Consider the following 26,325-nt stretch of genomic DNA (forward strand, 5'->3'; position numbering starts at 1 on the left):
GGCGTCTCCGTTCTTGGACGGATCACGGGCGTCAGGTCGGACGGATCAGCGCCTTCCCTTCGCCGGCATGACCCGGATCAGGTTCGACGGGTCGTGGGCTTACCCACCTCTCAGCCGCTCCAGCGCGGCCCCCCGAGGACGGCGTCGACGCTACGCCGGAAGGCCCCGCCGGGGAAGGCTCAATCGCGCCTGCGGCCTTGACGGCGCCGCTTGATATCCTGCCGATGCGCCCCTGGGAGGAGCGGCATGGCGCAGATCGAACTCGGCGTGGGGGACCTGCTGGACAGGCGTGGCCGGCTCGCCGAAGCCGGCTGGGCCCGCCGCGAAGCTCGCCGCTACCGCCGCGCCGCCATCGCCGCCTCGCCGCTGCGCATCAAGGAGTGGGATTACTACTGCGTCCTGGCCGGGGATTACGGGCTGGCCGCGGTGGTGGCCGACAACGGCTACATGGGCTTTGCGTCCGTGGTCTGGCTGGACTTCCGGGTCCGCAGCTTCGCCACCGAGAGCGTGATAACGCCCTTCCCGCTCGGCCGCATGGGCATGCCGCAGAGCGCCGACGAGGGCGATGTCGTCTTCGACCATCCGCGGCTGAAGCTCGCCTTCCGCCACATGCCCGGCGGACGCCGCCTGACCGTCGATTGTCCCGCTTTCGACAAGGGTCGGGGGCTGCGCGGCGCCCTCGACCTGGCCCAGCCGCCCATGGACCGGATGGTGATCGCCACCCCGTGGCCGGACGCGCCCAAGGCCTTCTACTACAACCAGAAGATCAACTGTCTGGCGGCTGCCGGCGAGGTCGTCGTCGGCGGCGAGACCTACGGCTTCCAGCCCGACCGCGCGTTCGGCGTGCTCGACTGGGGCCGCGGCGTCTGGACCTACCGCAACACCTGGTACTGGGGCTCGGCCTCGGGCCTCCTCGACGGCCGCCCGTTCGGCTTCAACATCGGCTACGGCTTCGGCGACACCTCGGCGGCGTCCGAGAACATGGTCTTCGTGGACGGCGCGGCTCACAAGCTCGATCAGGTGACCTTCCATTTGCCGGCCGGGACGTTCGACGGCGCGCCCTGGCGCTTCTCCAGCAACGACGGCCGGCTGGAGATGACGTTCGACCCGATCCTCGACCGGGCCGACGCGACCGACCTCAGGATCCTGCGCACCGACACCCACCAGGTGTTCGGCCGGTTCTCGGGGGCCGCCGTGCTCGACGACGGACGCCGGCTGGAGTTCCGCGACCTGCTGGGCTTCGCGGAGAAGGTAGAGAACGCCTGGTAGCCGCGGCGGAGGAACGCGCGGTCGGGCCGCAAGTTGTGCCCACAGGAGGAATGCCGATGAAGCTCGCCCTGGTCCTTGCCACGGCCGCCGCCGCCCTGGGAGCCTGCGCCCCGACGGCTTACGGCCCGCCGCCGCCCCCACCGGGGCCGCCCCCCGGCGCGGCCGTGATGCCGGCCCCGCCGCCCCCCGGCGCCGCGCTCGCGCCCGGCGACTGCTTCCGCACCTCCGACATCCGCAACCACACCGTGGGCGACGAGCGCACGCTCTACGTCGACGTCCGCGGCCGGGGCGTCTACCGCATCGGCATGTCCGGCGCCTGCCTGGCCGGCGCGATCTCCAGCGACCCCCTGATCATGCGCCAGCCGCCCGGCAGCCCGATCGCCTGCCGGCCGATCGACCTCGACATCGGCATCGGCCGCAGCGGCTTCGAATCCCGCTGCATCGTGGAATCCATCGTCCGCCTGACGCCGCCGGAAGTGGAGGCCCTGCCGCCGCGGTTGCGGCCGTAGCGATTGAGGTCTAGGGCGGGGGCCATGCATCTCGCCCGCTTCAATCCCGTCCGCTTCGCCCATCTTCCCACCCCGCTGGAGCCGCTGCCGCGGCTGACCGAGGCGCTGTCCGGCTCGCCCGGCGGCGGGCCGATGGTGTGGATCAAGCGCGACGACTGCACGGGCCTGGCCGGCGGCGGCAACAAGACCCGCAAGCTCGAGTACCTGCTGGGCGACGCCCTCGCCAACGACGCCGACACCCTGGTGACCCAGGGCGCGGTGCAGTCGAACCACGTGCGCCAGACCGCCGCCGCCGCGGCCAGGTTCGGGCTGGCCTGCGAGGTCATCCTCGAGCACCGCACCGGTTCCGAGGCGCAGGACTACAACCGCTCCGGCAACGTCCTGCTGGACGAGCTGCTGGGCGCGAAGCTCCGCACCGTCCCCGGCGGCACGGACATGAACCAGGCGCTGGCGGAAGTGGCCGCCGAGGTCGCCGAGCGCGGCGGCCGGCCCTACGTCATCCCGGGGGGCGGCTCCAACATCATCGGTGCGCTCGGCTACGTGGAGTGCGCCCTCGAGATGGTCATGCAGGCCAACGAGATGGGGCTGGAGATCGACCGCATCGTCACCGCCACCGGCTCGGCCGGAACCCACGCCGGCCTCGTGGCCGGCCTGGCGGTCATGGGCGCGGACATCCCGGTGCTCGGCATCGGGGTGCGCGCGCCCAAGGACGTGCAGGAGGCCAACGTCTTCCGCCTGGCGCAGGAGACCGCCGACCTCCTGGGCCACCCCGACCGGGTGACCCGCGAGATGGTCGTGGCCAACACCGACTACGTGGGCGCAGGCTACGGCCTGATCGACCAGGGCGTGATCGACGCGCTGACGCTCGCCGCCCGCACCGACGGCATCCTCCTGGACCCCGTCTACACCGGCAAGGCCATGAAGGGCCTGATCGACCTGGCCCGGAAGGGCGAGTTCGACGGCGAGACCATCGTCTTCCTGCACACCGGCGGCGCCCAGGGCCTGTTCGGCTACCAGACCGAGATGGAAGGCAAGCTGGGATGAGGGAGTCCCTGACGCTCGGCGTGCTGGGAGGGATGGGCCCGGCGGCGACGCTGGACTTCCTGGCCAAGCTGCAGGCCTACACCCCGGCCGAGCGCGACCAGGACCACATCCGGGTGCTGGTGGACATCAATCCCAAGGTGCCGGACCGCAACACGCCCGGCTCCGGCGCGGGCCCGGTGCTGGCCGAGATGGCGGGCGCCCTGGCCGGGGCGGGCGCCGACGTGCTGGCCATCGCCTGCAACACCGCGCACGCCCATGCCGACCTGATCCAGCGGGCCTCCGGCCTGCCGCTGATCGACATGATCGCCACCGGCGCGCGGGCCGCCCGCGAGAGCGGCGCCATGCGGGCCGGCGTGCTCGGCACCAAGGGCGGCATCCGGCTCTACCGCGAGTACCTGGCGGCCCAGGCCATGGGCATCGTCGTCCTCGAACCCGAGCGGCAGGAGGCCTTCATGCAGGTGCTCTACCGCATCAAGGGCGGCGACCTCGGCAAGGAGGTCCGCAGGGAGATGAAGGGCTTCGCCGAACACCTGGTGAAGCAGGGAGCCGAGGTGGTTGTGGCCGGCTGCACCGAGGTGCCGCTGGTGCTCTCGCAGGAGGATCTGCGGGTCGACATGGTCGATCCCGGCGACCTCCTGGCCCGGCGCTGCGTGGCGGTCTGCCTGGGCTACGAGCCCTTGCCCCAGGCGCTGAGCGCCTAGCGCCGCCGCATCCGGAACTCCGCCGGCGAGAGTGCGCGACGCGTGAACCGCGCCTCCGCGATCGCGCCGCGGAACCAGTCGATCCGGTTCATCCGCACCCCGGCCGAGGTGCGGCCCGGCCCCTGCGGTGTGAAGGCCACCGCCGCTTCCGCCTGCAACACCCCGTCCACGAAGCTCGCGTAGCGGCGGCCGTCGCAGACCTGGGCCACGTGGCGCCATTGGCCCAGCGGGTGCAGCTTCTCCGGCGCCATCAGGGCCTGGTTGTAGCCCGGCCCCTTGATGAAGGCGTCGAGGTACCAGCCGGCCTCCGCCACCCGCACCTCGAACAGCATCCGCGTGCCGCCGCCCACGCCGGCCGAGGCGGCCAGCGCCGGATCCTCGGCCAGGTGCAGCCATCGCTGCTCGAACCGGCCGCCGTCGGGGCGCACCAGGGCCTCGATGGTGAAGGCCGCCGCGCCGGCCAGCGGGTGCTCGGGGATGACCAGCCCGTCGTCCACGCCGTCGAAGGCCAGCGCCCGGCCGCCCGGGGCGCGGACGACGGCCGGCGCGCCGAGGGCCTCGGCCGGCCGGCCGCCGATCCGCCGCAGGTTGTCGAACCGCCAGACGACGCTGTCGGCGCTCGGGGCCCGCGCCGCCGCGGGGCTGACCGCCAGGGCGGCGCCCGCGCCGGCGACCAGCTCGCGGCGGCTGGGGAAGGTTCCGGCGCGCATCGCTAGGCGCCGCGCGGCCGGGCGCGCGCCACGCGCCAGAGGTAGAGGCCGACCACGGCGGCCAGCACCGCCCAGCTCACCGGATCCAGGAACCGCTCCACCCGGTGGTATTGGTCCGCCAGCAGGTAGCCCGCCGAGGCCAGCAGCAGGCACCAGAGCGCCGTCCCCGCCGTGGTCCAGGCCAGGAACGGCGCCTTGGGCATGTCCAGCAGGCCCGCCGGCACGGAGATGAAGGTCCGCACCCCGGGCGCCAGCCGGCCGGCGAACACCGCCCAGCCGCCGCGCCGCTGGAAGAACCGCTCGGAGCGTTCCAGATCCTCCACGTCGACGGTCAGCCAGCGGCCATGCCGTTGCACGAAGGCCCGCAGCCTCGCTTGACTGATCCGCCGGCCCACCACGTACCAGGCGTAGGCGCCGGCCACCGCGCCGAGCGTGCCCGCGGCGACCACGCCGGGAAAGCTCAGGTGCCCCTGCGCCGCGGCGAACCCGGCCAGCGGCATCACCACCTCCGAGGGAATGGGCGGCACGATGTTCTCGCCGAACATCAGCAACGCCACCCCCACCAGGCCCGCGCCCACCACGATCGCCACCACCCAGTCGAACACTGCCCGAGCCTCACCTCTGCTAGACAGCCGAGATAGGGCCGTCCCGACCGCCGCCAACCCCCACGGTCAGCGGCGCAGCTCGATAATGTCCAGGGTGGATTCCTGTTTCGGGAACGGCAGCACGAGGCGCCAGGTCTGTGGCCCGATCCGTTCGACCACGCCCACCTGATCGCGCTCGGGGTCGCGGCCGTAGCGGGCCGGGCCCTCGTTCCCCCAGGCCACCGCGCCCAGATAGACGAGCCGCCGCTCGCCGTCCGGGTAGAGATGGCCCGTCGGCCGCTGCGAGCCGGTGGTCTTGGCGAGGATCAGGTCGCCGCCGGGGGTGAGCTCCACCCGGCAGCGGAACCAGCCGTAGGCGGTCGCCCCGGAAATCCCGCCCAGCTTCACCGTCCGGCACCGGTACGGCCCGGGCGTGGGCTGCGGCCGCGAGGGCAGGGCGGCGGCGGGGTCGGCCAGCGGCCCGAGCGCCCGAAGCTGGCGCGGCGAGCCGGCGCGGGCCTCGCGCAGCGCCTGCGACCAGGCCTCGTCCAGGCGGGCCAGGCGCCGGGCGTCCGCCGGCCGGGCGTCGCGTCGCCAGTCCGCGGACGCGGCGAACGCCGGCAGGGCGGCGGCGGTCAGGACGAGCGCGAGGGCGATGGGGCGGCGCATGGGAACCTCCGTTCAGCGGGGCCCATCCTGCGCCCGGCGGCTGAACCGCCGATGACCGCTCAGCCGAGCAGGCGGAGCACGGCCCCGATCGCGACGATCCAGAAGGCGAGGCAGAAGCCCACGGCGAAGATCACGGACACGAGGCGCAGGTTCCGCCGCTTCGCCGACCGGCGCGGATTGCGGCCCTCCAGCGCGCAGGCGGCCAGGACCTCCGGCGCCACGGACAGCCGGCGGCGGGAGGCTTGCGCGGAGCAGGGGGTGAGCGACAGCGTCATGTCCAGCCTCCGGGGTGGACGCTCCATATCGCCCAGGCCGGCGCGCCTGGCGCTTACGTAAAACTACAGCCACGGAGCGCCCGCAGGTCCGCCCCCTCCCGAAGGGCCGCCCTTTGCCCGTCGCGCCACGGCGTTTGACTTCCGCCGGCCGCCGGACCATGCTCAGTCCAGCATGTCGAATTCGGCCAACATTCTGCGTCGAACCTGCCACGCCGGGCGTCTCGTCGCAGGCGGCTGACCCCGGGCCTGTGTAAAGACACAAGAGCCGGGTCCGGGGATCTCCCACTTTTCATACCAACAACTTGACCGGAAGCTCCGGCGGCCCGCTCGCATCGGACGCCGGCTTCTCTTCGACTGTAAAACTGCCGGCGGAATGCTGCGCAGGCCTTCACGGCTGCGCGCCCGTCTGGCCCCTGCGCAAGGAGGCCCAGCGATGCTGGCGCACCACGACCTCAGACCCGCTCCCGTCTATGTGGCCGAGGAGGACTACGACCGGCTCGCCAACCTGGCCCGCGGCGGCCGCACCGCCGGCGCCCGCCTGCTGGAGCGCGAGCTGGAGCGCGCCGTCGTCCTTCAGCCGGGGGAGGGGCCGGCGCAGTTCGTGCGGCTCGGCTCGACGGTCTCCTATCGCGACCTGGCCTCCGGCGAGGCGCGGCGCGTCGAGCTGGTCGCGCCGGATCGCGCCGACATCGACGCCGGCCGGCTCTCGGTGCTGTCGCCGGTGGGCGCAGCGCTCGTGGGCCTCTGTCCCGGCGCCTGCTTTAGCTGGACGGGCGAGGACGGCCGCCCCCGCGTGGTTGTGGTCGAGGCGGTGGCGGGGTGAGCCCTTCCCCTTTGGCGGCCGTGTGCTAGCCAGGGGACATGGCCGAAGTCCTGCCGATCTCCCGCGCGAGCGACGTCCCACCGGGGCGCGCATCATGAGCCTCGCCGAGCGCTACGGCGCGCGCATCGCCGAATGGGTGCGGGACTGGCCCCGGCCGGTGGAGGCCTCGCACCTCCTGCGGGTGCTGCGCTTCCTCGCCCAGTGGCGCTCGCGGATGCTGGCCAACACCTATGTGGCGCGGCAGGGCACGCGGATCTGGTCCGGCCTCTTCGAGGGCATGGATTACGTGGCCGAGGCCGCCGAGGGGGCGCTCATTCCGCGCCTGCTCGGGGTCTACGAGGCCGAGCTCCAGCCGCACCTGCGCGCCTTCCTCGCCGAGGGGCCGGAGGTCATCGTCGATGTGGGCTGCGCCGAGGGCTATTACGCCGTGGGCCTCGCCCGGGCCGCACCGGGCGTCGTCGTCCACGCCCACGACATCGATCCGAGGGCGCGGGAGGCCTGCGCCGTCCTCGCCGCCCGCAACGGCGTCGCCGACCGGGTGAAGGTGGGCGGTGAGTTCCGACCGACGGACTTCGAGGCCTTCGCTGGCCGGCGGACCCTGGTGATCGTCGACGCCGAGGGCGCCGAGCTCGACGTGCTGCAGCCGGAGCTCAGCCCGGCGCTGGCCGGCATGAGCCTGGTGGTCGAGACCCACGACGTCTACCGGCCGGGCGCGCTCGCCACCATGATCGCGCGGTTCGAGCCCACCCACGAGATCACGGTCGTGCGGCAGGGCTCCCGGGTCGTCGACCCGCCGCCTTGGATGGACGGGCTGAACGAGCTCGACCGCCTGCTGGCGCTCTGGGAATGGCGGATCCAGCCGACCCCCTGGCTGGTCATGCGGCCGCGCGCCGGCTGATCGCAGGCACGAAAGAAGGGCGGCCCCGATGCGGGACCGCCCTCCTGTCTTGGAACCTTGGCCGGCCTTACGGCTGGGCGGTCGGATCGGCCGGCGTGGCCGTGGCCGGGCTCGACGTGTCCGCGCCGGCGCCCGTGGCCGGGTCGGTCGGCAGGGTCGGCGGGGTCACCGGGACCGAGGGCGCGGCCGAGGCGTCCGGCGTGGTGGCCGGCGCGTCCGGAGCGGCCGGGGCGGGGGTCGCCGAAGCGGTCGAGCCGCTCAGCGCCGAATAGGGCTGCGGGCCCGAGGGAAGGGTCGTGGTGGCGCTGGCGTTCACGCCCGCCTCGCCAGCCGAGGCGGCGGCGGCGGCCGGGCGGGTCCGCGAGACACTGGCGGTGCGGGTGGTGCTCCGCTCGGCGCTCGCCGCGCGCTGCGTGGCGCCGGCGTTCACCGCCGGCGGCGCGGCCGCGGTTTCGGCGGCGGCGGTCTGCATCGGCGCAGGAGCCGCGGACGTGGCGGCCATCGGCGCGGCGGCGGACGTGGCCGCGGCCATGTCGGCGGGCTCCCCCGGCGACAACTCGGCGACGCCGGTCTCGTTGGGCTGGCTGGCGTACCAGCCGGCCGCGGCCAGGCCCCCCAGGGCCACGACGCCGGCCGCCAGGGCCGCGGCGGGTACGCCGCCCTTCTTCTTGGCGGTGGTCGTGCGGGTGCGGGCCGGCGCCGCGGTCATTGGCTCCGTCGTCGTCGTCGTCGTGTGGAGGCCGCCCGTGTGGCTCGAGGTCATGGGCCGGTCCGCCGCCGCGCCGCTCACCGGGCGGTCCATGGCCGCGGCCGACGCCGGGCCGGCGCTCGCCGCCTGCGTCGTGGAAGACGTGCGGGCGAGACCGCCGCGGCGCTTCTTGCCGGCGCGTTCCCAAACGGGCGTGGCGGCGAACATCGACTCACCGCTCTCCGTCGACCCGCCGGGGGTCTGCGAAGACGGCGTATAGTTCATGGACATGATCAGTCCCTCCAGGAAATCTCGTGGACCGGGAAACTCGCCCATGCCCAAGCCGGTTCCGAAATCGTGACTGGACAAGCTTCACCATTGAACACTGTGGCGCGACTTCGGGGCTCTCGGATGTGACCTGCAGGGCCAGCGGAACATCTTGAAATACAGGGATCTGCATCTGCAAATGCCTGCGCGACCTTCGCCATGATGGCAGGAATCGGGCGCCGTCGGGCGCCGAATGACCTTATTCCTGCAGCCGCTCGGCGGACCCGCGACGGCTCGCCTGTGGCGCGAACGCCGCGCCGGCCGCGCCGCGGTCGCGCATGCGGCCATCCGCGCCACGGCTTGGCTTGACCTGTCACGGCGGCGTTCGCCAAGGTCCCTGCTCAGGTCGGAGGGGATGATGCGCCTTAAGGCAAGGCTCCAGCGCGAGTGGCGTTTTCTGCGTGGGCTGAACCGGACCCTCAAGCGCGTGAAGTCCATCGCGCCGGACAGCGACAACCTCGTCTGCGACGACGTCCAAGCCGCCGTCGAGGCGCACCGCGAGCGGCCGGCGCTCACCTTCGAGGGCCGCACCGTCACCTACGGCGAGATGGACGCCATCGCCAACCGCTTCGCCCACTGGGCCAAGGGGCTGGGTATCCGCCGCGGTCAGACGGTGGCGCTCTTCATGCCGAACCGGCTGGAGTATTTCTGCGTCTGGTACGGCCTGTCGAAGATCGGCGTCGTCACCGCGCTCATCAACAACCAGCTCGCCGGCCTGCCGCTGGCGCACTGCCTGAACATCTCCCAGGCCAATCACGTGATCGTCGACGCCGAGACCTCGCCGGTCTTCGAGGCGGCGCGCCCGCTGCTCGAGCGGACGATCCAGCAGTGGGTGCTGGGCCCTGCCCACGGCGACCAGCGCGACCTCGTCCAGGCGCTGAAGAGCTGCTCCATGCTGCCGCCGGACCGCAGCGTGCGCGAGGACCTCCGCGCCCGCGACACGGCGCTGCTGATCTTCACCTCCGGCACCACCGGCATGCCCAAGGCCGCCAAGGTCACCCACCAGCGCGCCCAGCTCTACATGCGCGGCTTCGCCGGCTCGACCGGGGCGAAGGCCAGCGACCGGATCTACGTGGCCCTGCCGCTCTACCACGCCACCGGCGGGCTCTGCGCCCTGGGCGCGGCCTTCCTGAACGGCGGCTCGGTGGTGCTGCGCCGCAAGTTCTCGGCCAGCCACTTCTGGGAGGAGGTGGTCGCCGAGGGCTGCACCATGTTCGTCTACATCGGCGAGCTCTGCCGCTACCTGGTCAATGCGCCGGAGCACCCGGCGGAAGGTCGGCACAAGATCCGGCTGGCCTTCGGCAACGGCCTGCGTCCCGACGTCTGGGCCGAGCTGAAGCGGCGCTTCCGCATCCCGGAGATCCTGGAGTTCTACGGCTCCACGGAAGGCAACGTCAGCATGTTCAACTTCGACGGCCGGGAAGGGGCGATCGGCCGCGCGCCGAAGTGGCTGCGCAAGCGGTTCAACATCCGGCTCATCCAGTTCGACGTGGAGACCGAGAAGCCGATCCGCGGGACCGACGGCTTCTGCGTCGAGTGCGGGCCCGGCCAGGTGGGCGAGTGCATCGGCAAGATCGGCTCCGACGCCCGCACCGACTACACCGGCTATGTGGACAGGGCGGCGTCCGAGAAGAAGATCCTGCGGGACGTCTTCGAGAAGGGGGACCGCTGGTTCGCCACCGGCGACCTGATGAAGGCCGACGCCGACGGCTACTTCTATTTCGTCGACCGGATCGGCGACACCTTCCGCTGGAAGGGCGAGAACGTCTCCACGAACGAGGTGGCCGAGCGGCTGCTGGCCGCGCCCGGTGTGAAGGAGGCGAACGTCTATGGGGTGGAGGTGGCCGGCGCCGACGGCCGGGCCGGCATGGCCGCCCTGGTGGTCGAGCCGGAGTTCGACGTCGCCGCCTTCGGCGAGCATGTGGCCCGCGAGCTGCCGTCCTACGCCCAGCCGCTGTTCCTCCGTATCCTGCCGGAGCTCACCACCACCGGCACCTTCAAGCTGCGCAAGGTGGACCTGGTGACCGACGGCTTCGATCCCGCCAGGATCAAGGGCCCGCTGTTCTTCCACGATCCCAGGAAGGGCTACGTGAAGATCACCAAGGGCGTGTTCGACAAGCTCGCCTCCGGAACCGTCAAGGTCTGACCCGCGCCGCCCGGGCGCCCACTGCGCGCCGTGTGTCGCGTGGGGTACGTGCTTTACAATGCAAAGTACTTTTGAGATAACCCCGTCATCGAAACGGGAGCGGCTGACATGGCCCGGCAGAACCAGAACGTGAGCGACGACATCGCCTTCCTCCGCGAACTCGCCGAGGCCGGGCGCGACCGGCCGATGGTCGGGGGATCCATCCTGCTCATGGCGGGCGGCCTCTATGGCGTCGCCAGCCTCGCGGTGTGGACCCTGCTGGTCACCGGCGCGATGGAGAACTGGATGTACGGCGGCGTCTTCCTGGCGGCGACGGTGGTCTATGTGGCGGCCCTGGTCTGGCTGCTGCGCGGCATCCCGCAGACCGGCAGCCCCTACCAGGTGGCCACAGGCGTCGCCTGGTCGGCCGTGGGCTGGGCGATCTTCGTGATCGGCGTCAGCCTGGGCGTGGTGAGCTGGCGGCTGCAGATCCCCAACCTGATGTCGGCCTTCCCCTGTGTGCTCATGGCGCTCTACGGCTCGTCCTGGATCGTCGCCGGCACCCTGATGCGCCAGTCCTGGATGAAGGCGGTGGCGCTCGGCGCCTATGCGATGGCGCTGGCCTGCGCCTGGTTCGTGGACCAGCCGGCCGCCTGGCTGCTGTTCGGCCTCGGCCTGCTGGCCCTGCTGGCCGCGCCCGGCGCGGTCCTGATGCGCCAGTCCCGGCGGACGGCCTGATGGACGACGACTTCGACATCGGCGCCCTGGACGAGGTGATCCACGGCCGGATGCGGCTGGGCGTCATGGCCTACCTCGCCTCCGGCGGGACCGCGGATTTCAACGAGCTGAAGGCCAGGCTTCAGGCCACGGACGGCAACCTGTCGGTCCATCTGCGGAAGCTGGAGGAGGCGGGCTATGTGGCGATCGATAAGAGCTTCGTGGGCCGCAAGCCGCTCACCCGGGTGACGCTCACCGAGGCCGGCCGCCGCGCCTTCCTCGGCTACCTCGACGCCATGGCCCGCCTGGTCAACGGCCAGGGCTAGGCCGAGGTCCGGAGCGGCACCGACACGCGGCAGAGGAGGCCGCCCGGTGCGAACTCCAGCACCGCCTCGCCGCGCATCTCGCCCTTCAGGCTGCGTTCGATCAGCCGCGAGCCGAAGCCGCGGCGGGTGGGCGGCGCGACCGCCGGCCCGCCGCTCTCCCGCCAGGTCAGCTCCAGCCGCCCGTCGGCCACGGTCCAGCGGACCTCCACCCGGCCCTCGGCCACCGAGAGCGCCCCGTATTTGGCGGCATTGGTCGCCAGCTCGTGGAACAGCAGCCCGAGCGTCAGGGCCTCGGCCGGCGCGAGGTCGACGTTCGGGCCGTCCAGCAGGTACCGCTCGGGCCCGTAGGGGCGGAACTCCACCTGCACGACGTCGCGGAGCTGCGCGCCGCGCCAGCTCGTGGCGGTGAGCAGGTCGTGGGTTGCGGCCAGCGCCAGCAGGCGGGCCTCGAACGCCTGGCGGAACGCCGCCGGCTCGGCGTTGGTCCGGAGCGTCTGGGCGGCGATCGCCTGCACGGTGGCCAGGGTGTTCTTCACCCGATGGTTCAGCTCGTCCACCAGCAGCTTCTGCTGCTGCTCGGCCCGGACCCGGTCGGTGACGTCGCTGCCCTCGACGAAGACGCCCCACGCCTCGCCCGACTTGGACAGGATCGGCTGGTAGATGAAGTCGACGAACCGCTCCTCCAGCGGGGCGTCGGGCTCCCGCTGCAGGAAGACGCTCAGCGCCCGGCCGATGAACGGCTCGCGGTCCCGCAGCACGCCTTGCAGCAGGGCGGTGAACCCCTGCGTGCGGACCTCGGGCAGCGCCTCGTCGATGCTGCGCCCGATCACCTGCCGGTGCCCGATGAGCTGCAGGTAGGCGCGGTTCACCAGGGCGAAGCGCAACTCGGGGCCGGCCAGCACCGCCATGAAGCCCGGCGCCTGCATGAAGAGGTCGCGCAGGCCCTGGGTCTCCTCCAGCAGCGCCTTGTTGATCTCCTCGGCCTCGAGGGTGCGGAGCAGCAGGTCCTTCTCGCCCGGCCGGATGTCGGGACCGCCGGGACCGTAGGCGATCTCCTTCAGGCGCTGCAGCTCGGTGACGTCGACGGTGTTCTGGACGATGAACCGGGTCGTGCCGTCGGCGGCCAGCAGGGGCACGTGCGCGGCCGACCAGTAGCGCATCTCGAACCCGCCGCCGCGGCTGGCCGGGCGCTCGATGGGGTAGGGGATCAGCGGGATGGAGTGCGGCTGGCCGGTCGCCAGCACCTGCTCGAAGGAGGTCCGCAGCCGCCGGCCGCTCTCGCCCGGATTGGGGAACACGTCGAACAGGTTGCGGCCGATCAGGTCCTCGCGGCGGCGCTCCAGAGTCGCGCAGTAGGCGTCGTTCACCTCGACGTAGCGGAGCTCCCGGTCGAGGATCATGTAGGGGCTGGGCAACCGCATGAACGCGGCGGCGTAGTCCGGAACGTCGGTGTCCGGCCTCAGCTCAGCTCCAGTGTCATCCATCGCGGCAGGGGCTCCCGGACGTGTGTCCGCGCATCTGCATACCGCCTCGCATGAAAAAGGTCGCGCTGCCAGAGCGCCCGAACCGCCCTATATGTGCGGGCATGCTCGCTTCCCCCGCCCTCAAGGGCGCCGCCCTGATCAAGGATGAGGTCAAACGCCTGCCCGACCGGCCGGGCGTCTACCGCATGATCGGCGAGGACGGCGAGGTGCTGTACGTCGGCAAGGCCCGGAGCCTGAAGAAGCGCGTCCTGCAGTACGCCCAGGGGCGCTTCCACACCCAGCGCATCGCGCACATGGTGGACCTGACCCGGTCCATGGAGTTCGTCACCACCCAGACGGAGACGGACGCCCTGCTGCTCGAGATCAACCTGATCAAGCAGCTCAAGCCGCGCTTCAACGTGCTGCTGCGCGACGACAAGAGCTTCCCGGAGATCGTCATCCGGCGGGACCACGAGGCCCCGCAACTGCGCAAGCACCGCGGCGCGCACACCATCAAGGGCGAGTACTTCGGGCCCTTCGCCAGCGCCTGGGCGGTGAACCGCACGCTCAACACCCTGCAGAAGGCGTTCCTGCTCCGGTCCTGCTCGGACAGCGTCTACGACAGCCGCACCCGGCCCTGCATGCTGCACCAGATCCGCCGCTGCTCGGCGCCGTGCACCGGCCTGATCAGCCTCGAGGACTACAACGCCCTGGTGGACCAGTCGCAGGCCTTCCTGCGCGGCAAGAGCCGGGCGGTGATGTCCAAGCTCGCCGAGGAGATGCAGGCCGCCTCCGACGACCTGGAGTTCGAGCGCGCGGCGCGCCTGCGCGACCGCATCCGGGCGCTGGCCTCCATCGCCCAGGAACAGCAGATCAACCCCGAGACCGTCGACGAGGCCGACGTCTTCGCCCTTCACGCCGAGGGCGGCCAGGCCTGCGTGCAGGTGTTCTTCTTCCGCGCCGGCCAGAACTGGGGCAACCGCGCCTACTTCCCGCGCGTGGACAAGGCCGACGAGGATCCGGACGTGATGAGCGCCTTCCTCGGTCAGTTCTACGACGACAAGCCGATCCCGCGGCTGATCCTGGCCAACGTCGAGCCCAGCGACTGCGCCCTGCTGGCCGAGGCCTTCGCCCAGAAGTCCGGCCGCCGCGTGGAGATCAGCCGGCCGCAGCGCGGCGAGAAGAAGAAGCTCGTCGACCACGCCCTGACCAACGCCCGCGAGGCGCTGGGCCGGAAGCTCGCCGAGAGCTCGGCCCAGTCCAAGCTCCTGGCCGGGGTCTGCGAGGCCTTCGGCCTGGAGGGCCAGCCGGAGCGGATCGAGGTCTACGACAACAGCCACATCATGGGCACGAACGCCGTCGGCGGCATGATCGTGGCCGGCCCCGAGGGCTTCCAGAAGAACCAGTACCGCAAGTTCAATATCCGCTCGACCGAACTCACCCCCGGCGACGACTACGGCATGATGCGCGAGGTCCTGCGCCGCCGCTTCTCGCGCCTGGTCAAGGAAGAGGAGGAGGGCGCCGACGCCGTCCGCCCCGACCTCGTGCTGATCGACGGCGGCGCGGGCCAGCTCGCCGCCGCCATGGAGATCATGGCCGACCTGGGCGTCGACGACATCCCGGTGGTCGGCGTGGCCAAGGGCCCGGACCGCGACGCCGGGCTGGAGCGGTTCTTCATCCCGGGCAAGGAGCCGTTCATGCTCGAGCCCAAGAGCCCGGTCCTCTACTACCTCCAGCGCCTGCGCGACGAGGCCCACCGGTTCGCCATCGGCAGCCACCGGACCCGCCGCGCCATCGACATGAAGAAGAACCCGCTGGACGAGATCGACGGCGTCGGGCCGGGCCGCAAGCGCGCGCTCCTGCACACCTTCGGCTCCGCCCGCGGCGTCTCCCGCGCCTCGGTGGAGGACCTCGCCAAGGTGGAGGGCGTCAGCCTCCCGCTGGCCCAGCGCATCTACGCCTTCTTCCACAAGGCGTAGCGCAACGGCTAAGCTTCATGGGAACGAAGCACAGGCCGCGTACGCTCAAGCCCTCATGAAGTCCCTGCCGAACATCCTGACGTCCATGCGCCTCGTGCTGGCGCTGTTCATGTTCCTGGCCCTGGCCGCGGCGGCGGGGGCGATCCCCTTCATCTCCGACGACCTGCCGCCGGAGACCCAGTTCGCGCTCGAGCGCTGGGCGGTCTACGCCTTCGTGGTGGCCGCGGTGACCGACTTCTTCGACGGCTGGCTCGCCCGGCGGCTGAACGCCACCAGCGTCTGGGGCGCGATCCTCGATCCGATCGGCGACAAGGTGCTGGTCTGCGGCGCGGTGCTCGGCCTTCTCTCGCTCGGACCCCAGCCGATGGTGGTCCTGCCGGCCGGCCTGATCCTGTTCCGCGAGTTCACGGTCAGCGCGCTGCGCGAGGTGGGCGCCGGCAAGGGCGTGAAGCTGCCGGTCACCCTGCTCGCCAAATGGAAGACGACGCTCCAGCTCACCGCCCTGGCGCTCGAGCTGGTGGTCGCCGCCTGGGGCGCGTTCAGCCTGCCCGCCGAGTGGCAGGCCGGCTTCGCCCTCTTCGCCCACGCCCTCTTCTGGCTGGCGGCGGTGGTCACCCTGATCACCGGCGCCCAGTACTGGGAGCAGACGCGCAAGGCGCTGGGCGCCTAGGCGTCCGCCTTTGGGGCCCGGGCGGCCTGGTCGTCGCGCCAGGCCTTCTCCTGCTCCATGACCTCGTCGGTCACCAGGCCTTCGAAGTCCTCGGGCTCGCTGAACGGGCGCAGCTCCACCTCGCCGTCGTCGAACGGGATCTTCCGCGCCCAGGACAGCGCCTCGTCCATGTCCTTGCACTGGATGATCCAGTAGCCGGCGATCAGCTCCTTGGTCTCGGCGAACGGGCCGTCCGTCACCACGGTGTTCCCGCGGCCCTGGAAGCGGACCCGCTTGCCGGCCGAGCTCGGCTTCAGGCCGGCGCCGTCCAGCAGCACCCCGGCGGCGATCAGCTCGTTGTTGAACTCGGCCATCTCGGCGAACAGCTTCTCGGCGTCGGGCGGGAACGCGCCGGCTTCCGACATCGGGGTGGCTTTGACGATCATCAGGTAGCGCATCGGAAGTCTCCTCCTGGGTTCTGGCCCAAGGACGATCGGGCGGCTCCGATCCCGACAAGCTCGCGCGCCGGCGTCAACACTCGGCGAGATTGACCGCCAGGCCGCCGAGCGAGGTCTCCTTGTAGATCGCGCTCATGTCCTCGCCGGTCCGCTTCATGGTGGCGATGACCTTGTCGAGGCTGACGGTGTGGCGCCCGTCGCCCAGCAGGGCGAGCCTGGCGGCGTCGATGGCCTTCACCGCACCCATGGCGTTGCGCTCGATGCAGGGGATCTGCACCAGGCCGCCGATCGGATCGCAGGTGAGGCCGAGGTTGTGCTCCATGGCGATCTCGGCGGCGTTCTCGATCTGCGCGTTGGACGCGCCCAGCGCCGCCGCGAGACCCGCCGCGGCCATGGAGCAGGCGACGCCCACCTCGCCCTGGCAGCCGACCTCCGCCCCCGAGATCGAGGCGTTCGTCTTGTAGAGCGCGCCGATCGCCGCCGCCGTCAGCAGGAAGGTCCGCCGCTTCTCCGCCGTGCCCTGGTGGAAGCGGTCGTAGTAGCGCAGCACCGCCGGCAGCAGGCCCGCCGCCCCGTTGGTCGGCGCGGTGACCACCCGCCCGCCGGCCGCGTTCTCCTCGTTCACCGCCAGCGCCCAGAGGTTCACCCAGTCCAGGGCCGCCAGCGGGTCGGCGATCCGCCGGTCGGCGTCGGCCATCAGGTTCTGCCAGACCTGGTGCGCGCGCCGCGGCACCTTCAGCCCGCCGGGCAGCACCCCGTCCTCGCGCAGGCCGCGATCGATGCAGGCGTACATGGCCGCGGCGATCTCATCGAGGCCGTCGTTGATCTCCTGTTCGGAGCGCAGCGCGCGCTCGTTCTCGAACATCAGCTCGGCGATGGTCAGGTTGGCCATCGCCGCCCGCTGCAGCAGCTCGTCGCCCGAGGCGAAGGGATGCGGGACCGGCGGCCCCTCCTCGGCGGGCGCGTTCTGGCCCATCTCGTCCTCGTCCCGCACGAAGCCGCCGCCGATGGAGAAGTAGGTCCGCTCCGCCACCGGCGCGCCCTCGGCGTCGAAGGCGGCGAACTTCACGGCGTTGGGGTGCTGCGGCAGGCGCGTGCGCCCGGCCCAGACCAGGTCGCGGGCCTCGTCGAAGGCGATCTCGCGGCCGCCGCCCAGCCTCAGCCGGCCCTCGCCGCGGATCTGCGCCAGCGTCTGCTCGGCGGCGTCGGGGTCCAGGGTCCGCGGCTCGAACCCGGCCAGGCCCAGCAGGACCGCCCGGTCGGTGGCGTGCCCCCGCCCGGTCAGCGCCAGCGAGGCGTAGAGGGTGGTCTCCACCCGCTCGACCCGGGCTGCGGCTTCGCCCAGCCAGGCCAGGAACCGCGCCGCCGCCGTCATCGGCCCCATGGTGTGCGAACTGGAGGGGCCGACCCCCAGCTTGAAGAGGTCGAAGACGCTGACGTTCATGAGCCCCATAGACGCGCATTCCGCGCAAGGCTCAACCGCCCACGAACCTCCACAGGGGCGAAATCTTCCCGTCCGTCAGCTCATCGGATTGGCCGGCGGCGGCGGGTCGCCGGGCAGCGGGATGAACTCCTTGTCGTCGGCGTCGGGCAGCTTCATGCGCCCGGCGCGCCAGTCGGCCTTGGCCTGCTCGATCCGGTCCTTCGACGAATGGACGAAGTTCCACTCGATGAACCGCGGCCCCACCGGCTCGCCGCCCAGCAGCATGACGATGGCCGGCGTCACCGCCGTGAACAGCACCGGGTGGCCGGGCTGGAAGACCATCATCTGACCCTCGTGGAACTGGCGGCCCTCCACCTCCACCACGCCCTGCGCCACATAGGCCGCGCGCTCGGGGTACTCGGCCGGGAGCTGCGCCTGCGCGCCCGCCGCCAGCGTCCAGTGCACGTAGAACAGCGGCGAGTGGACCTTGACCGGCGAGCGGGCGCCGAACGCCTCGCCGGCGATCAGCCGGGCCGAGAGGCCGCCGCTCTCGTAGCTGGGCAGCTCCTCCGCGCCATGGTGGACGAAGCCCGGCGCGGTCTCCTCGTCCTCCACGGGCAGCGCGATCCAGCACTGGATGCCGTTCATCCGCCCGCCGTTCGCGCGCAGGTGCTCGAACCGCTCGGAGTGGGTGATGCCGCTGCCGGCGGTCATCCAGTTGACCTCGCCCGGCCAGATGTCCTGGTGCGCGCCCACGCTGTCGCGGTGGGTGATCGAGCCCTCGAACAGGTAGGAGAGGGTGGAGAGCCCGATGTGCGGGTGCGGCCGCACGTCCACCTCGCGGCCGAAGCCCGGCTGGAACTCGGCGGGGCCCATGTGGTCGAAGAACACGAACGGTCCGACCATCCGCCGCTGCGGATAGGGCAGGACGCGGCCCACCTCGAACCCGCCCAGGTCCTTGCGCCGCTGGTCGATGACGAGGTCGATCATGGGAACTCCGTGGCTCAGCTCGCCGGCAATATGGGGCGGCCGGCGCGCGATGGCGACGGCCGATTGCTCCGCCCGGCCGCTCGGCTAATGTCGCGCGCAATTCTCGGGGGACCAGAGCGTATGATGCGGGCAGTGGGTATGGCGGCCGTCGTGGCCCTGATGGCGGGCGCAGCCGGGGCGCAGTCGTGGCCGGTGGCGGCCGACGTGCCGAAGCCCGGGCCGGTGGCCCTGGGCCTGGCGGGCGAGGGCGTCGACATCACCCGCTACCTGCTGGTCCGCGGGGCCAGCGACTTCGACCTCTCGGCCGACGGCTCCACGGTCTTCTACATCAGCAACGTCACCGGCGTGCCGCAGCTCTGGAGCGCGCCGGCCGCGGGCGGCTGGCCGACCCAGCTCACCTTCGGCTCCGGCATCGACTCCATGCGCGCCCTGCCCGGCGGCTCGGGCGTGATCTACGGCGCCGACACCGCCGGCGACGAGCGCCAGGGCTTCTACGTGCTCTCGCCGGACGGCCGGCGCGAGCGGGTGCTGATCCAGAAGTCCGACGCCTTCCGCGAGATCGGCGACGTCTCCAGGGACGGGCGGGTGGTCTACGCCTCCACCGAGCGCAACGGCCGCGACTTCGACATCTACGTCGCCGACCTCGCCACCGGCGCGTCGAAGCGGGTGTACGAGGGCTCGTTCGGCTTCCTGCCTCGCGCCTGGCAGCCCGGCGGCGCCCACGTGGTGGTCACCGAGGTGCGCGGCGAGGACGGGGCGGACCTCCACCTGCTGAACGTCGACACCGGAAAGATGGAGCTGCTGGCCCGGCCCAAGGTGGCGGCCAACTTCGACAGCTTCGAATGGCTGCCCGACGGCTCCGGGTTCTTCATGGTCTCGAACCTGGACCGCGAGTTCCAGAACCTCGCCTTCTACGACATGGGCGAGCGCAAGCTGAAGTTCGTGGAGAGCGTCCCCCACGAGGTGAGCGGCGTCAGCCTCAGCGGCGACGGCCGCTTCGTGGCCTGGGTCACCGAGGTGGAGGGCTACAGCCGGATCACCGTGCTCGACCGCCACACCCGGCGGCTGGACGTGCCGGCCCTGCCGCGCGGCGTCTATTCCATCGCCTTCGCCAAGGACGCGCCGGTGCTCGGCGTGCGGGTGACCGGCGCGCAGTCGAGCGGCGAGGTGTTCACCTGGAACCTGGCCACGGGCGTGCTCTCCCGCCCCGTGGCGACGAGCTGGGCGGGCCTCGATCCCGCCGCCATGGTCACGCCCGAGGCCGTCACCTTCAAGGCCCGCGACGGCGTCACCCTTCACGGGCTGTTCTACGCGCCCAAGCTGCCGGCTGGCGCGCCGAAGCCCCCGCTGGTCCTGCATCTGCACGGCGGTCCCAGCGCGCACGCCGTCCCCGGCTTCTCGCCGCATCTGCAGTACTTCGCGGCCCGCGGCATGGCGGTGCTCGACCTCAACTACCGGGGCTCCACCGGCTACGGGAAGACCTTCGCCCGCCTGAACGACAAGCGGCTGCGGGTGAAGGAGCTGGGCGACGTCGCCGACGCCGTGGCCTACATGCGCTCCAGCGGCCGGGTCGATCCGGCCAAGGCCGCGGTCATGGGCGGCTCCTACGGCGGCTATCTCACCAATGCGGCGGTGGGGGCTTATCCCGACCTGTTCGTGGCCGGCGCGTCCTTCGTGGGCGTCAGCGACTGGGTGAAGGCGCTGGAAGGCGCCTCACCGGCGCTGAAGGCCTCCGACCGCCAGGAGTACGGCGACATCGACAACCCGTCCGACCGGGCCTTCTTCGCCTCGATCTCGCCGATCAACAACGCGGGCAAGATCCGCACGCCGCTGCTGGTGGAGCACGGCGCCAACGACCCGCGCGACCCGGTGACGGAGTCTGACCGCTTCGTGGAGGCCGTGCGCAGGAACGGGACCGAGGTCGTGTACCTGCGCTTCCCGGACGAGGGCCACTCGGTGGTCAACCTCGCCAACCGCGTCCACATGTGGCGCCGGGTGGCGGCCTTCCTGGAAGAGAAGTTCGGCATGGCGGGCCCGGCCGCGCGTTGATCTCCTCTCCCCCCACCCGGTGGGAGGGGAGAGGGCCGGGTGAGGGCCGATGCGCGTCAGCGCACGGGTGGCCGCCCTTACCCCTGCGCGCTCACGTACGGGCTCACCAGCCCGAGCGGGGCGGCGGTGGTGTGCTTGACCGAGCGGATGACGATCCGGCTCTCGATGTTCGACACCAGGCCCAGCGACAGGATCTTGTCGCGCAGGAAGTCGTCGAAGGCGTGCATGTCGCGGGTGACGATCCGCAGCTCGTAGTCGGCCGCGCCGGTGACCGTGGCGCACTGCACCACCTCCGGCAGCTTGCCGATCGCCTGTTCGAAGGCGTCCAGATTGTCCTTGGTCGGCAGCGACAGCTTGACCGTGCAATAGACCTCGAAGCCCAGGCCCAGCCGCTCCCGGTCGAGGATGGTCACGCGGCGCTGGATGACGCCGGCGTCCTCCAGGCGCTTGATGCGCCGCCAGCAGGGGCTCGACGACAGCCCGACGCGTTCGGCGATCTCGGCCACGGACAGGCCGGCGTCATGCTGGATGAGGTCCAGGATCTTGGCATCGACGGCGTCGAGCACCTCGGACAAGTTTTCCTCCTTCTCTCGGGCCTTGCCGGCGTCTTTCTTGCCCCGGAACCGGAGGGCAGGGGCACGCTTTTGGCAAGCAATTGCTGCGATCTTATATGATCTTCTAAAGCCTTAGGGAGCCCTCGAAGGATAAAAATTGCGATGCGCCACCAGGAAGTGTCGCTGGACGACAAATTTCTGCTCACCGAGGGTCGGGTTTTCATCACCGGCGTCCAGGCCCTCCTGCGCGTGCTCATGGACCAGCACCGGCTGGACCGCGCCGCGGGGCTGAACACGGCGGGATTTGTCTCCGGCTATCGCGGCTCGCCCCTGGGCGGCCTCGACCAGCAGGCCCGCCGGGCCGAGAAGCACCTGAAGGCCGCCGAGGTGGTGTTCAAGGAGGGCCTTAACGAGGACCTCGCCGCCACCGCCGTGTGGGGCTCGCAGCAGGCCAACCTGTTCCCGGGCGCGCGCTACGACGGCGTGTTCGGCATGTGGTACGGCAAGGCCCCGGGCGTCGACCGCACCGGCGACGCCTTCAAGCACGCCAACTTCGCCGGCGTCTTCCCGAAGGGCGGCGTCCTGGCGGTGGCCGGCGACGACCACAACTGCAAGTCCTCGACCCTGCCGTCGCAGTCGGAGTTCGCCTTCCAGGACTTCGAGATGCCGGTGCTGGCGCCCGCCGACGTGCAGGAGGTGCTGGACTACGGCCTCCTGGGCTACGCCCTGTCGCGCTTCTCCGGCCTCTGGGTCGGCCTGATCGCGGTGGCCGACACCATGGACTCCGGCGTCACCATCGATGTCTCGCTGGACCGCCACCGGTTCGTCACGCCCGACAACTTCCGCCTGCCGCCGGGCGGCCTCGGCATCCGCCTGAAGGACCAGCCGCTCGACAAGGAGCGGCGCCTGCGGACCCAGAAGATTCCCGCCGCCCTGGCCTTCGCCCGGGCCAACCGGATCGACCGGGTGATGCTCGGCTCCTCACGTCCGCGCCTCGGCATCGTCTGCCAGGGCCAGGCCTACAAGGACGTCATCGAGGCCCTGTCCGCCATGGGCGTCAGCCAGGCGGAAGCCGCCGGCCTCGGCATCGCCATCTACAAAGTGGGCATGCCCTGGCCGCTGGAGCCCACCGGCATCCGCGCCTTCGCCGCCGGCCTCGAGACCCTCATGGTCATCGAGCACAAGCGGCCGCTGATCGAGACCCAGGCGCGCGCGGCCCTCTATGACCTGCCGGCCCACGCCCGGCCGAAGATCATCGGCAAGACCGACGAGCAGGGCCACCCGCTGCTCTCCGAACTCGGCTCGCTGTCGGTGGCCGAGATCGCGCTCGCCATCGCCGACCGCCTGCCGCCCGGTCCGCACATGGAGCGGGTGCACGACTACCTGAACCGCGTCTCGGCCGCCTCCATGGCCGCGGTGACGCTCTCCAGCGACCAGCAGCGCAAGCCGTTCTTCTGCTCGGGCTGCCCCCACAACTCGTCGACCCGCCTGCCGGAAGGCAGCCGCGCGCTGGCCGGGATCGGCTGCCACTACATGGCGAGCTTCAACGATCCCTCCACCGACCTCACCAGCCACATGGGCGGCGAGGGCCTGACCTGGATGGGCGCCTCTCCCTTCACCGAGGAGAAGCACGTCTTCGTCAACCTGGGCGACGGCACCTACAACCACTCCGGCTCGCTCGCCATCCGCGGCTCTGTCGCGAACGGTTCGAACATCACCTACAAGCTGCTGTTCAACGACGCCGTGGCCATGACCGGCGGCCAGACCGCCGAGAGCGGCTTCACCGTTCCGCAGATCACCCGCCAGCTCGCCTCGGAAGGCGTGAAGAAGGTGGTGGTCGTGGCCGCCGAGCCGGAGCGCTACGAGCAGGTCACCGACCTCGCTCCGGGCGTCGAGGTGAAGCCGCGCTCCGACCTGATGAAGGTCCAGCGCGAGCTGCGCGAAATCCCCGGCGTCACCGTCCTGATCTACGACCAGGTCTGCGCCACCGAGAAGCGTCGCCGGCGCAAGCGCGGCAAGATGGAAGCCGCGCCGCGGCGCGTGATGATCAATCCGCTGGTCTGCGAAGGCTGCGGCGACTGCTCGAAGACCAGCCACTGCGTCTCTGTCGAGCCGCTCAACACCGAGTTCGGCCGCAAGCGGAAGATCAACCAGTCGTCCTGCAACCAGGACTACACCTGCCTGGAAGGCTTCTGTCCCTCGTTCATCACGCTGGAAGGCGCCGAGAACCCGCACAAGGAGGCGATGCCGGCGCTCACGGCCGACTCCACCCCGCTGCCGACCTTCGAGGCCTTCACCGGCGTGCGCAACATCGTCTTCACCGGCGTGGGCGGCACGGGGGTGACCACCGTCGCCTCGATCCTGGCCATGGCCGCCCACGTGGACGGTCGCGCCGCCTCCGTGGTCGACATGACCGGCCTGGCCCAGAAGGGCGGGGCGGTGTTCAGCCACGTCCGCATCGGCGAGACCGAGGAGAGCGTCGTCGGCGGCCGGGTGCCCGCCGCCTCGGCCAATGTGCTGATCGCCTGCGACCTGCTGGTGGCCGCCGGGGCCGACGCGCTGGCGCTCTACGCCAAGGACCGCACCGTGGCCGTCGGCAACGCCGACTTCGCCCCCACCGCCGACTTCGTCACCGATCGCGACGTGCGCTTCGACGCCGACGCCCAGGCCCGCCGGATCGCCGCGGCCGTGAAGTCCTACGACTCCATGCCGGCCCAGCACCTGGCGGTGAACAACCTCGGCGACGCCATCTACTCCAACATGATCATGCTGGGCTTCGCCTGGCAGAAGGGCGTGATCCCGATCTCCAGCCGGGCGCTCTACCGCGCCATCCGCCTGAACGGCGTGGACGCCGAGGCCAACCTTCAGGCCTTCGAGCTCGGCCGCAAGGCCGCCCACGACCCGTCCAGCCGCGGCCTGCGCGAGGACGACGTGCCGACGCCAGAGACCCTGCCGGTGGACGAGCTGATCGCGCACCGGGCCGGCGAGCTCGAGGCCTACCAGGACCGCGCCTACGCCCAGCGCTACCTCGACCAGGTGCGCAAGGTGCAGGCGGCGGAAGCGCCCCTCGGCTCCGATCGGCTGACCCGCGCCGTGGCCATGAACCTCTACAAGCTGATGGCCTACAAGGACGAGTACGAGGTCGCCCGCCTGCACACCGACCCGCGCTGGAAGGCCTACCGCGCCGAGACCTTCAAGGGCGGCAAGGCCAAGGTCTGGCTCGCCCCGCCGATCCTGTCGCCCAAGGACAAGGACGGCCGGCCGAGGAAGATGGCCTTCGGCGGCTGGATGACCGACGTGGCCTTCCCCGTCATGGCGAAGATGAAGCGCCTGCGCGGCACGCCCCTCGACGTCTTCGGCTACACCGCCGAGCGCAGGATGGAGCGCGGCCTGGTGCGCGACTACGAGGCCACGGTGGAGCGCCTGCTCTCCCGCCTCGACGCCGCCCACCTGCCCACGGCGGTGAAGATCGCCGCGGTGCCGCAGCAGATCCGCGGCTTCGGCCACGTCAAGGAAGCGAGCCTGGGCCCCGCCCGCGCCGAGGAACAGCGCCTCTGGGCCGAATGGGAGACGGCGGGGGCTCGCGAGGGCGTGAGCGCCTAGCTGGTCCTCACGCTCACCGTCCCGTCTGCCGCCTCGATCACCTCGATCCGGGCGGCGGGGTCGATCTCGCCCAGGTCGATGTCGGCCTTGGGCGTGATCACCCAGGCGCGGCGGCCGGCGACGGCCATCACCACCTTGCCCGTGCCCCAGTGGTCCTGGGCGTAGCCCTTCAGCGCCGCGTGCATGGGGTTTCGCCGCCAGGCGAGCGGGTTGGCCGGGTCGCAGCGGGCGATCAGCCGCCGGCCCTCGTGGTCCATGTCGAGCACCACCTTCGTCTGGTCCGGCCGGAAGCGGTGCGGCATCTCCCGGTCCATAAGCCAGACGCACGCGAAGGCGCGGCAGCCCTGCGGCCGGGTCTCATAGATTCCGCAGCCCTTGCCGGGCCGGGCGTGGACGCAGAGCGTCCCGCCGGGCTTCGAGAGCTCGGACACGGCCATCACCTTGCAGCACAGGGTGCAGGAGCCGCAGGTCTTGAGCCGCTCGGCCATGACGCTCCTTCGCCGCCCCTCAGCTCCGGGCGGGCGCGAACACCTCCACCGCCTTGGGCCGCACCGTCAAGGCCAGCGGCGTCTCGGTGGCCAGCTCCCCGTCCAGGTTGACGGGCATGGGGGAGGGGGTGCGGATCTCGAGCGCCGTGGCGCTGGCCGTTCGCACCTCGCGCCAGCGCACGTGGCGGCCCTGGCGGAACAGGGGGGCGAGCAGCACAACCTTCCACAGGCTGCCGGCCTCCAGGCTGTAGAGCACCAGCCGGCCGGTATCGATGTCGGCCTCCTCGCTCACCGCCGCCCCGCCGCCGTAGTAGCGCCCGTTGCCGACGGCGATCTGGTAGGTCTGCGTCCGCACCACCTGGCCATCGGCCGCGATGGCGGCGCGGAAGGTCTTGGCGCCCAGCAGCACTCTCAGCGCCGCCAGCACGTAGGAGAACCGTCCGAACCGGTGCTTGGCGCCTGAGCCCAGGCTCGCCGCGAGCTGCGCCGACAGCCCAAGGCTGGCCACGTTGAAGAACGGCTTGCCGTTGGCCAGGCCCACGTCGATCCGCCGGGTGGCGCCGTCGGCGATCAGGTCGGCGGCGGCGTCCAGGTCCACGGGGATGCTCAGGGTCCGGGCGAGGTCGTTGGCGGTGCCGAGCGGCAGGACGCCCACCGGCCGGCCGGCCTCCAGCAGGGCCGGGGCCACGCCGTTCAGCGTGCCGTCTCCCCCCGCCACCACGATCAGGTCGGCGCCGGCGGCGGCGCGGGCGATCGCCGCGCAGGCGTCCTCGCAGGACTCCGTCGGCGTGTCGGCGAGCTCGACGCCCCGGGCGGCCAGGCGCGCCAGCAGGGCCGGGACCCAGTCCGCCCCCTTGCCGCCGTTGCGCACCAGGAGGCCGCGGCGCAGGGGCGGGATCAATGTTGCGGCTCCGTCATGCCAGCGAAACGACCGGCGCTCACAAAAAGCTCAACCGGACCGCCGTGGACCGGGCGCGGCGCCGTGGCCCAGGCCATTGCCGGAT

General features: G+C 71.6%; 25 protein-coding genes and 1 riboswitch. Of the genes, 13 read left to right on the top strand and 12 right to left on the bottom strand.

The features are described 5' to 3' along the window. Positions 1–37: 37 nt before the first annotated feature. A riboswitch (TPP riboswitch) is annotated at positions 38–145 on the bottom strand. A 101-nt stretch (positions 146–246) separates the two neighbouring features. Genes ACE3Q8_RS11480 through ACE3Q8_RS11495 form a run of 4 tightly spaced genes read left to right on the top strand, consistent with a single transcriptional unit; the run spans position 247 to position 3,523 of the window. Beyond that, positions 247–1,269, top strand: coding sequence for a DUF2804 domain-containing protein (locus tag ACE3Q8_RS11480; RefSeq protein ID WP_374470403.1), 1,023 nt, complete (start codon positions 247–249; stop codon positions 1,267–1,269). A 56-nt stretch (positions 1,270–1,325) separates the two neighbouring features. Next, on the top strand, positions 1,326–1,778 hold the full coding sequence (locus ACE3Q8_RS11485; RefSeq protein WP_374470404.1) for a hypothetical protein: 453 nt from the start codon (positions 1,326–1,328) through the stop codon (positions 1,776–1,778). Positions 1,779–1,802: 24 nt separating this feature from the next. Then, entirely contained in the window at positions 1,803–2,822 is a 1,020-nt protein-coding gene (locus tag ACE3Q8_RS11490) for a D-cysteine desulfhydrase (protein ID WP_374470405.1), read from the top strand. Continuing rightward, positions 2,819–3,523, top strand: a complete 705-nt coding sequence (locus ACE3Q8_RS11495; protein ID WP_374470406.1) for an aspartate/glutamate racemase family protein — start codon at positions 2,819–2,821, stop codon at positions 3,521–3,523. The genes ACE3Q8_RS11490 and ACE3Q8_RS11495 overlap by 4 nt, the downstream gene beginning before the upstream one ends. Here ACE3Q8_RS11495 and ACE3Q8_RS11500 read toward each other — a convergent pair. The 4 genes from ACE3Q8_RS11500 to ACE3Q8_RS11515 all read right to left on the bottom strand — a co-directional run bounded on the left by ACE3Q8_RS11500 (position 3,520) and on the right by ACE3Q8_RS11515 (position 5,761). Beyond that, positions 3,520–4,233 carry a LamG domain-containing protein gene (locus tag ACE3Q8_RS11500; protein WP_374470407.1) on the bottom strand — a complete coding sequence of 238 codons (714 nt, stop codon included), beginning with the start codon at positions 4,231–4,233 and terminating at the stop codon, positions 3,520–3,522. The two genes, ACE3Q8_RS11495 and ACE3Q8_RS11500, sit on opposite strands and share 4 nt — an antisense overlap. Before the next feature lie 2 nt (positions 4,234–4,235). Beyond that, the gene (locus ACE3Q8_RS11505) at positions 4,236–4,838 is read right to left on the bottom strand and encodes a DedA family protein (protein WP_374470408.1); all 603 of its coding nucleotides are present in this window, start codon (positions 4,836–4,838) and stop codon (positions 4,236–4,238) included. Positions 4,839–4,904: 66 nt separating this feature from the next. After that, positions 4,905–5,486 (bottom strand): DUF4893 domain-containing protein, encoded by a 582-nt coding sequence (locus ACE3Q8_RS11510; protein WP_374470409.1) that lies wholly within the window; start codon positions 5,484–5,486, stop codon positions 4,905–4,907. Between the two features lie 59 nt (positions 5,487–5,545). Beyond that, positions 5,546–5,761, bottom strand: a complete 216-nt coding sequence (locus tag ACE3Q8_RS11515; RefSeq protein ID WP_374470410.1) for a hypothetical protein — start codon at positions 5,759–5,761, stop codon at positions 5,546–5,548. A gap of 433 nt (positions 5,762–6,194) precedes the next feature. On the opposite strand from ACE3Q8_RS11515, the gene ACE3Q8_RS11520 reads away from it, so the two are divergent. Next, positions 6,195–6,584: a GreA/GreB family elongation factor gene (locus ACE3Q8_RS11520; RefSeq protein ID WP_374470411.1), complete on the top strand. Its 390-nt coding sequence runs from the start codon at positions 6,195–6,197 to the stop codon at positions 6,582–6,584. A gap of 94 nt (positions 6,585–6,678) precedes the next feature. Next, positions 6,679–7,482, top strand: a complete 804-nt coding sequence (locus tag ACE3Q8_RS11525) for a hypothetical protein (protein WP_374470412.1) — start codon at positions 6,679–6,681, stop codon at positions 7,480–7,482. Between the two features lie 67 nt (positions 7,483–7,549). On the opposite strand, the gene ACE3Q8_RS11530 is transcribed toward ACE3Q8_RS11525, so the two are convergent. After that, complete coding sequence (locus ACE3Q8_RS11530) at positions 7,550–8,461, bottom strand: hypothetical protein (RefSeq protein WP_374470413.1); 912 nt, start codon at positions 8,459–8,461, stop codon at positions 7,550–7,552. A 394-nt stretch (positions 8,462–8,855) separates the two neighbouring features. Between ACE3Q8_RS11530 and ACE3Q8_RS11535 the strand changes: the two genes are divergently transcribed. The 3 genes from ACE3Q8_RS11535 to ACE3Q8_RS11545 all read left to right on the top strand — a co-directional run bounded on the left by ACE3Q8_RS11535 (position 8,856) and on the right by ACE3Q8_RS11545 (position 11,665). Continuing rightward, positions 8,856–10,643, top strand: coding sequence for a long-chain-acyl-CoA synthetase (locus ACE3Q8_RS11535; RefSeq protein ID WP_374470414.1), 1,788 nt, complete (start codon positions 8,856–8,858; stop codon positions 10,641–10,643). 108 nt (positions 10,644–10,751) lie between these two features. Then, positions 10,752–11,360, top strand: coding sequence for a hypothetical protein (locus ACE3Q8_RS11540; RefSeq protein WP_374470415.1), 609 nt, complete (start codon positions 10,752–10,754; stop codon positions 11,358–11,360). Continuing rightward, entirely contained in the window at positions 11,360–11,665 is a 306-nt protein-coding gene (locus ACE3Q8_RS11545) for a winged helix-turn-helix domain-containing protein (protein ID WP_374470416.1), read from the top strand. Before ACE3Q8_RS11540 ends, ACE3Q8_RS11545 begins: the two co-directional genes overlap by 1 nt. Here the strand turns inward: ACE3Q8_RS11545 and ACE3Q8_RS11550 are convergent. Then, positions 11,662–13,149, bottom strand: coding sequence for a sensor histidine kinase (locus ACE3Q8_RS11550; protein ID WP_374470417.1), 1,488 nt, complete (start codon positions 13,147–13,149; stop codon positions 11,662–11,664). The two genes, ACE3Q8_RS11545 and ACE3Q8_RS11550, sit on opposite strands and share 4 nt — an antisense overlap. A 101-nt stretch (positions 13,150–13,250) precedes the next feature. Here ACE3Q8_RS11550 and uvrC point away from each other — a divergent pair, with 101 nt between their 5' ends. Next, entirely contained in the window at positions 13,251–15,107 is a 1,857-nt protein-coding gene (uvrC, locus tag ACE3Q8_RS11555) for an excinuclease ABC subunit UvrC (protein WP_374470418.1), read from the top strand. A gap of 55 nt (positions 15,108–15,162) precedes the next feature. Next, entirely contained in the window at positions 15,163–15,777 is a 615-nt protein-coding gene (gene pgsA / locus ACE3Q8_RS11560) for a CDP-diacylglycerol--glycerol-3-phosphate 3-phosphatidyltransferase (protein WP_374470419.1), read from the top strand. Here the strand turns inward: pgsA and ACE3Q8_RS11565 are convergent. The 3 genes from ACE3Q8_RS11565 to ACE3Q8_RS11575 form a co-directional block, all read right to left on the bottom strand. Beyond that, on the bottom strand, positions 15,774–16,214 hold the full coding sequence (locus tag ACE3Q8_RS11565) for a YciI family protein (protein WP_374470420.1): 441 nt from the start codon (positions 16,212–16,214) through the stop codon (positions 15,774–15,776). The two genes, pgsA and ACE3Q8_RS11565, sit on opposite strands and share 4 nt — an antisense overlap. Before the next feature lie 73 nt (positions 16,215–16,287). Next, on the bottom strand, positions 16,288–17,658 hold the full coding sequence (locus ACE3Q8_RS11570) for an L-serine ammonia-lyase (RefSeq protein WP_374470439.1): 1,371 nt from the start codon (positions 17,656–17,658) through the stop codon (positions 16,288–16,290). A gap of 75 nt (positions 17,659–17,733) precedes the next feature. Then, positions 17,734–18,627: a pirin family protein gene (locus tag ACE3Q8_RS11575; protein WP_374470421.1), complete on the bottom strand. Its 894-nt coding sequence runs from the start codon at positions 18,625–18,627 to the stop codon at positions 17,734–17,736. Positions 18,628–18,750: 123 nt separating this feature from the next. Here ACE3Q8_RS11575 and ACE3Q8_RS11580 point away from each other — a divergent pair, with 123 nt between their 5' ends. After that, positions 18,751–20,676 (top strand): prolyl oligopeptidase family serine peptidase, encoded by a 1,926-nt coding sequence (locus ACE3Q8_RS11580; protein ID WP_374470422.1) that lies wholly within the window; start codon positions 18,751–18,753, stop codon positions 20,674–20,676. A gap of 77 nt (positions 20,677–20,753) precedes the next feature. On the opposite strand, the gene ACE3Q8_RS11585 is transcribed toward ACE3Q8_RS11580, so the two are convergent. Then, entirely contained in the window at positions 20,754–21,251 is a 498-nt protein-coding gene (locus ACE3Q8_RS11585) for an Lrp/AsnC family transcriptional regulator (protein WP_374470423.1), read from the bottom strand. Between the two features lie 141 nt (positions 21,252–21,392). Between ACE3Q8_RS11585 and ACE3Q8_RS11590 the strand changes: the two genes are divergently transcribed. Further along, the gene (locus tag ACE3Q8_RS11590) at positions 21,393–24,833 is read left to right on the top strand and encodes an indolepyruvate ferredoxin oxidoreductase family protein (protein ID WP_374470424.1); all 3,441 of its coding nucleotides are present in this window, start codon (positions 21,393–21,395) and stop codon (positions 24,831–24,833) included. On the opposite strand, the gene ACE3Q8_RS11595 is transcribed toward ACE3Q8_RS11590, so the two are convergent. Both ACE3Q8_RS11595 and ACE3Q8_RS11600 read right to left on the bottom strand, forming a co-directional pair. Beyond that, positions 24,830–25,321, bottom strand: a complete 492-nt coding sequence (locus ACE3Q8_RS11595; protein ID WP_374470425.1) for a YkgJ family cysteine cluster protein — start codon at positions 25,319–25,321, stop codon at positions 24,830–24,832. The genes ACE3Q8_RS11590 and ACE3Q8_RS11595 overlap by 4 nt on opposite strands. A 19-nt stretch (positions 25,322–25,340) precedes the next feature. Then, positions 25,341–26,222 (bottom strand): lipid kinase, encoded by an 882-nt coding sequence (locus ACE3Q8_RS11600; protein WP_374470426.1) that lies wholly within the window; start codon positions 26,220–26,222, stop codon positions 25,341–25,343. Between the last annotated feature and the right edge of the window lie 103 nt (positions 26,223–26,325).

Origin of the sequence: Phenylobacterium sp. (genome assembly GCF_041913825.1) — a bacterium.
Taxonomy (GTDB): Bacteria; Pseudomonadota; Alphaproteobacteria; order Caulobacterales; family Caulobacteraceae; genus Phenylobacterium.

Coding starts and splice junctions, on each gene's coding strand:
- ACE3Q8_RS11480 (WP_374470403.1), top strand. CDS start 247: ATGGCGCAGATCGAACTCGGCGTGGGGGACCTGCTGGACAGGCGTGGC.
- ACE3Q8_RS11535 (WP_374470414.1), top strand. CDS start 8,856: ATGCGCCTTAAGGCAAGGCTCCAGCGCGAGTGGCGTTTTCTGCGTGGG.
- ACE3Q8_RS11570 (WP_374470439.1), bottom strand. CDS start 17,658: ATGAACGTCAGCGTCTTCGACCTCTTCAAGCTGGGGGTCGGCCCCTCC.
- ACE3Q8_RS11485 (WP_374470404.1), top strand. CDS start 1,326: ATGAAGCTCGCCCTGGTCCTTGCCACGGCCGCCGCCGCCCTGGGAGCC.
- ACE3Q8_RS11490 (WP_374470405.1), top strand. CDS start 1,803: ATGCATCTCGCCCGCTTCAATCCCGTCCGCTTCGCCCATCTTCCCACC.
- ACE3Q8_RS11520 (WP_374470411.1), top strand. CDS start 6,195: ATGCTGGCGCACCACGACCTCAGACCCGCTCCCGTCTATGTGGCCGAG.
- ACE3Q8_RS11545 (WP_374470416.1), top strand. CDS start 11,360: ATGGACGACGACTTCGACATCGGCGCCCTGGACGAGGTGATCCACGGC.
- ACE3Q8_RS11495 (WP_374470406.1), top strand. CDS start 2,819: ATGAGGGAGTCCCTGACGCTCGGCGTGCTGGGAGGGATGGGCCCGGCG.
- ACE3Q8_RS11580 (WP_374470422.1), top strand. CDS start 18,751: ATGCGGGCAGTGGGTATGGCGGCCGTCGTGGCCCTGATGGCGGGCGCA.
- ACE3Q8_RS11530 (WP_374470413.1), bottom strand. CDS start 8,461: ATGTCCATGAACTATACGCCGTCTTCGCAGACCCCCGGCGGGTCGACG.
- pgsA (WP_374470419.1), top strand. CDS start 15,163: ATGAAGTCCCTGCCGAACATCCTGACGTCCATGCGCCTCGTGCTGGCG.
- ACE3Q8_RS11575 (WP_374470421.1), bottom strand. CDS start 18,627: ATGATCGACCTCGTCATCGACCAGCGGCGCAAGGACCTGGGCGGGTTC.
- ACE3Q8_RS11515 (WP_374470410.1), bottom strand. CDS start 5,761: ATGACGCTGTCGCTCACCCCCTGCTCCGCGCAAGCCTCCCGCCGCCGG.
- ACE3Q8_RS11550 (WP_374470417.1), bottom strand. CDS start 13,149: ATGGATGACACTGGAGCTGAGCTGAGGCCGGACACCGACGTTCCGGAC.
- ACE3Q8_RS11500 (WP_374470407.1), bottom strand. CDS start 4,233: ATGCGCGCCGGAACCTTCCCCAGCCGCCGCGAGCTGGTCGCCGGCGCG.
- ACE3Q8_RS11595 (WP_374470425.1), bottom strand. CDS start 25,321: ATGGCCGAGCGGCTCAAGACCTGCGGCTCCTGCACCCTGTGCTGCAAG.
- ACE3Q8_RS11540 (WP_374470415.1), top strand. CDS start 10,752: ATGGCCCGGCAGAACCAGAACGTGAGCGACGACATCGCCTTCCTCCGC.
- ACE3Q8_RS11510 (WP_374470409.1), bottom strand. CDS start 5,486: ATGCGCCGCCCCATCGCCCTCGCGCTCGTCCTGACCGCCGCCGCCCTG.
- ACE3Q8_RS11525 (WP_374470412.1), top strand. CDS start 6,679: ATGAGCCTCGCCGAGCGCTACGGCGCGCGCATCGCCGAATGGGTGCGG.
- ACE3Q8_RS11590 (WP_374470424.1), top strand. CDS start 21,393: ATGCGCCACCAGGAAGTGTCGCTGGACGACAAATTTCTGCTCACCGAG.
- uvrC (WP_374470418.1), top strand. CDS start 13,251: ATGCTCGCTTCCCCCGCCCTCAAGGGCGCCGCCCTGATCAAGGATGAG.
- ACE3Q8_RS11565 (WP_374470420.1), bottom strand. CDS start 16,214: ATGCGCTACCTGATGATCGTCAAAGCCACCCCGATGTCGGAAGCCGGC.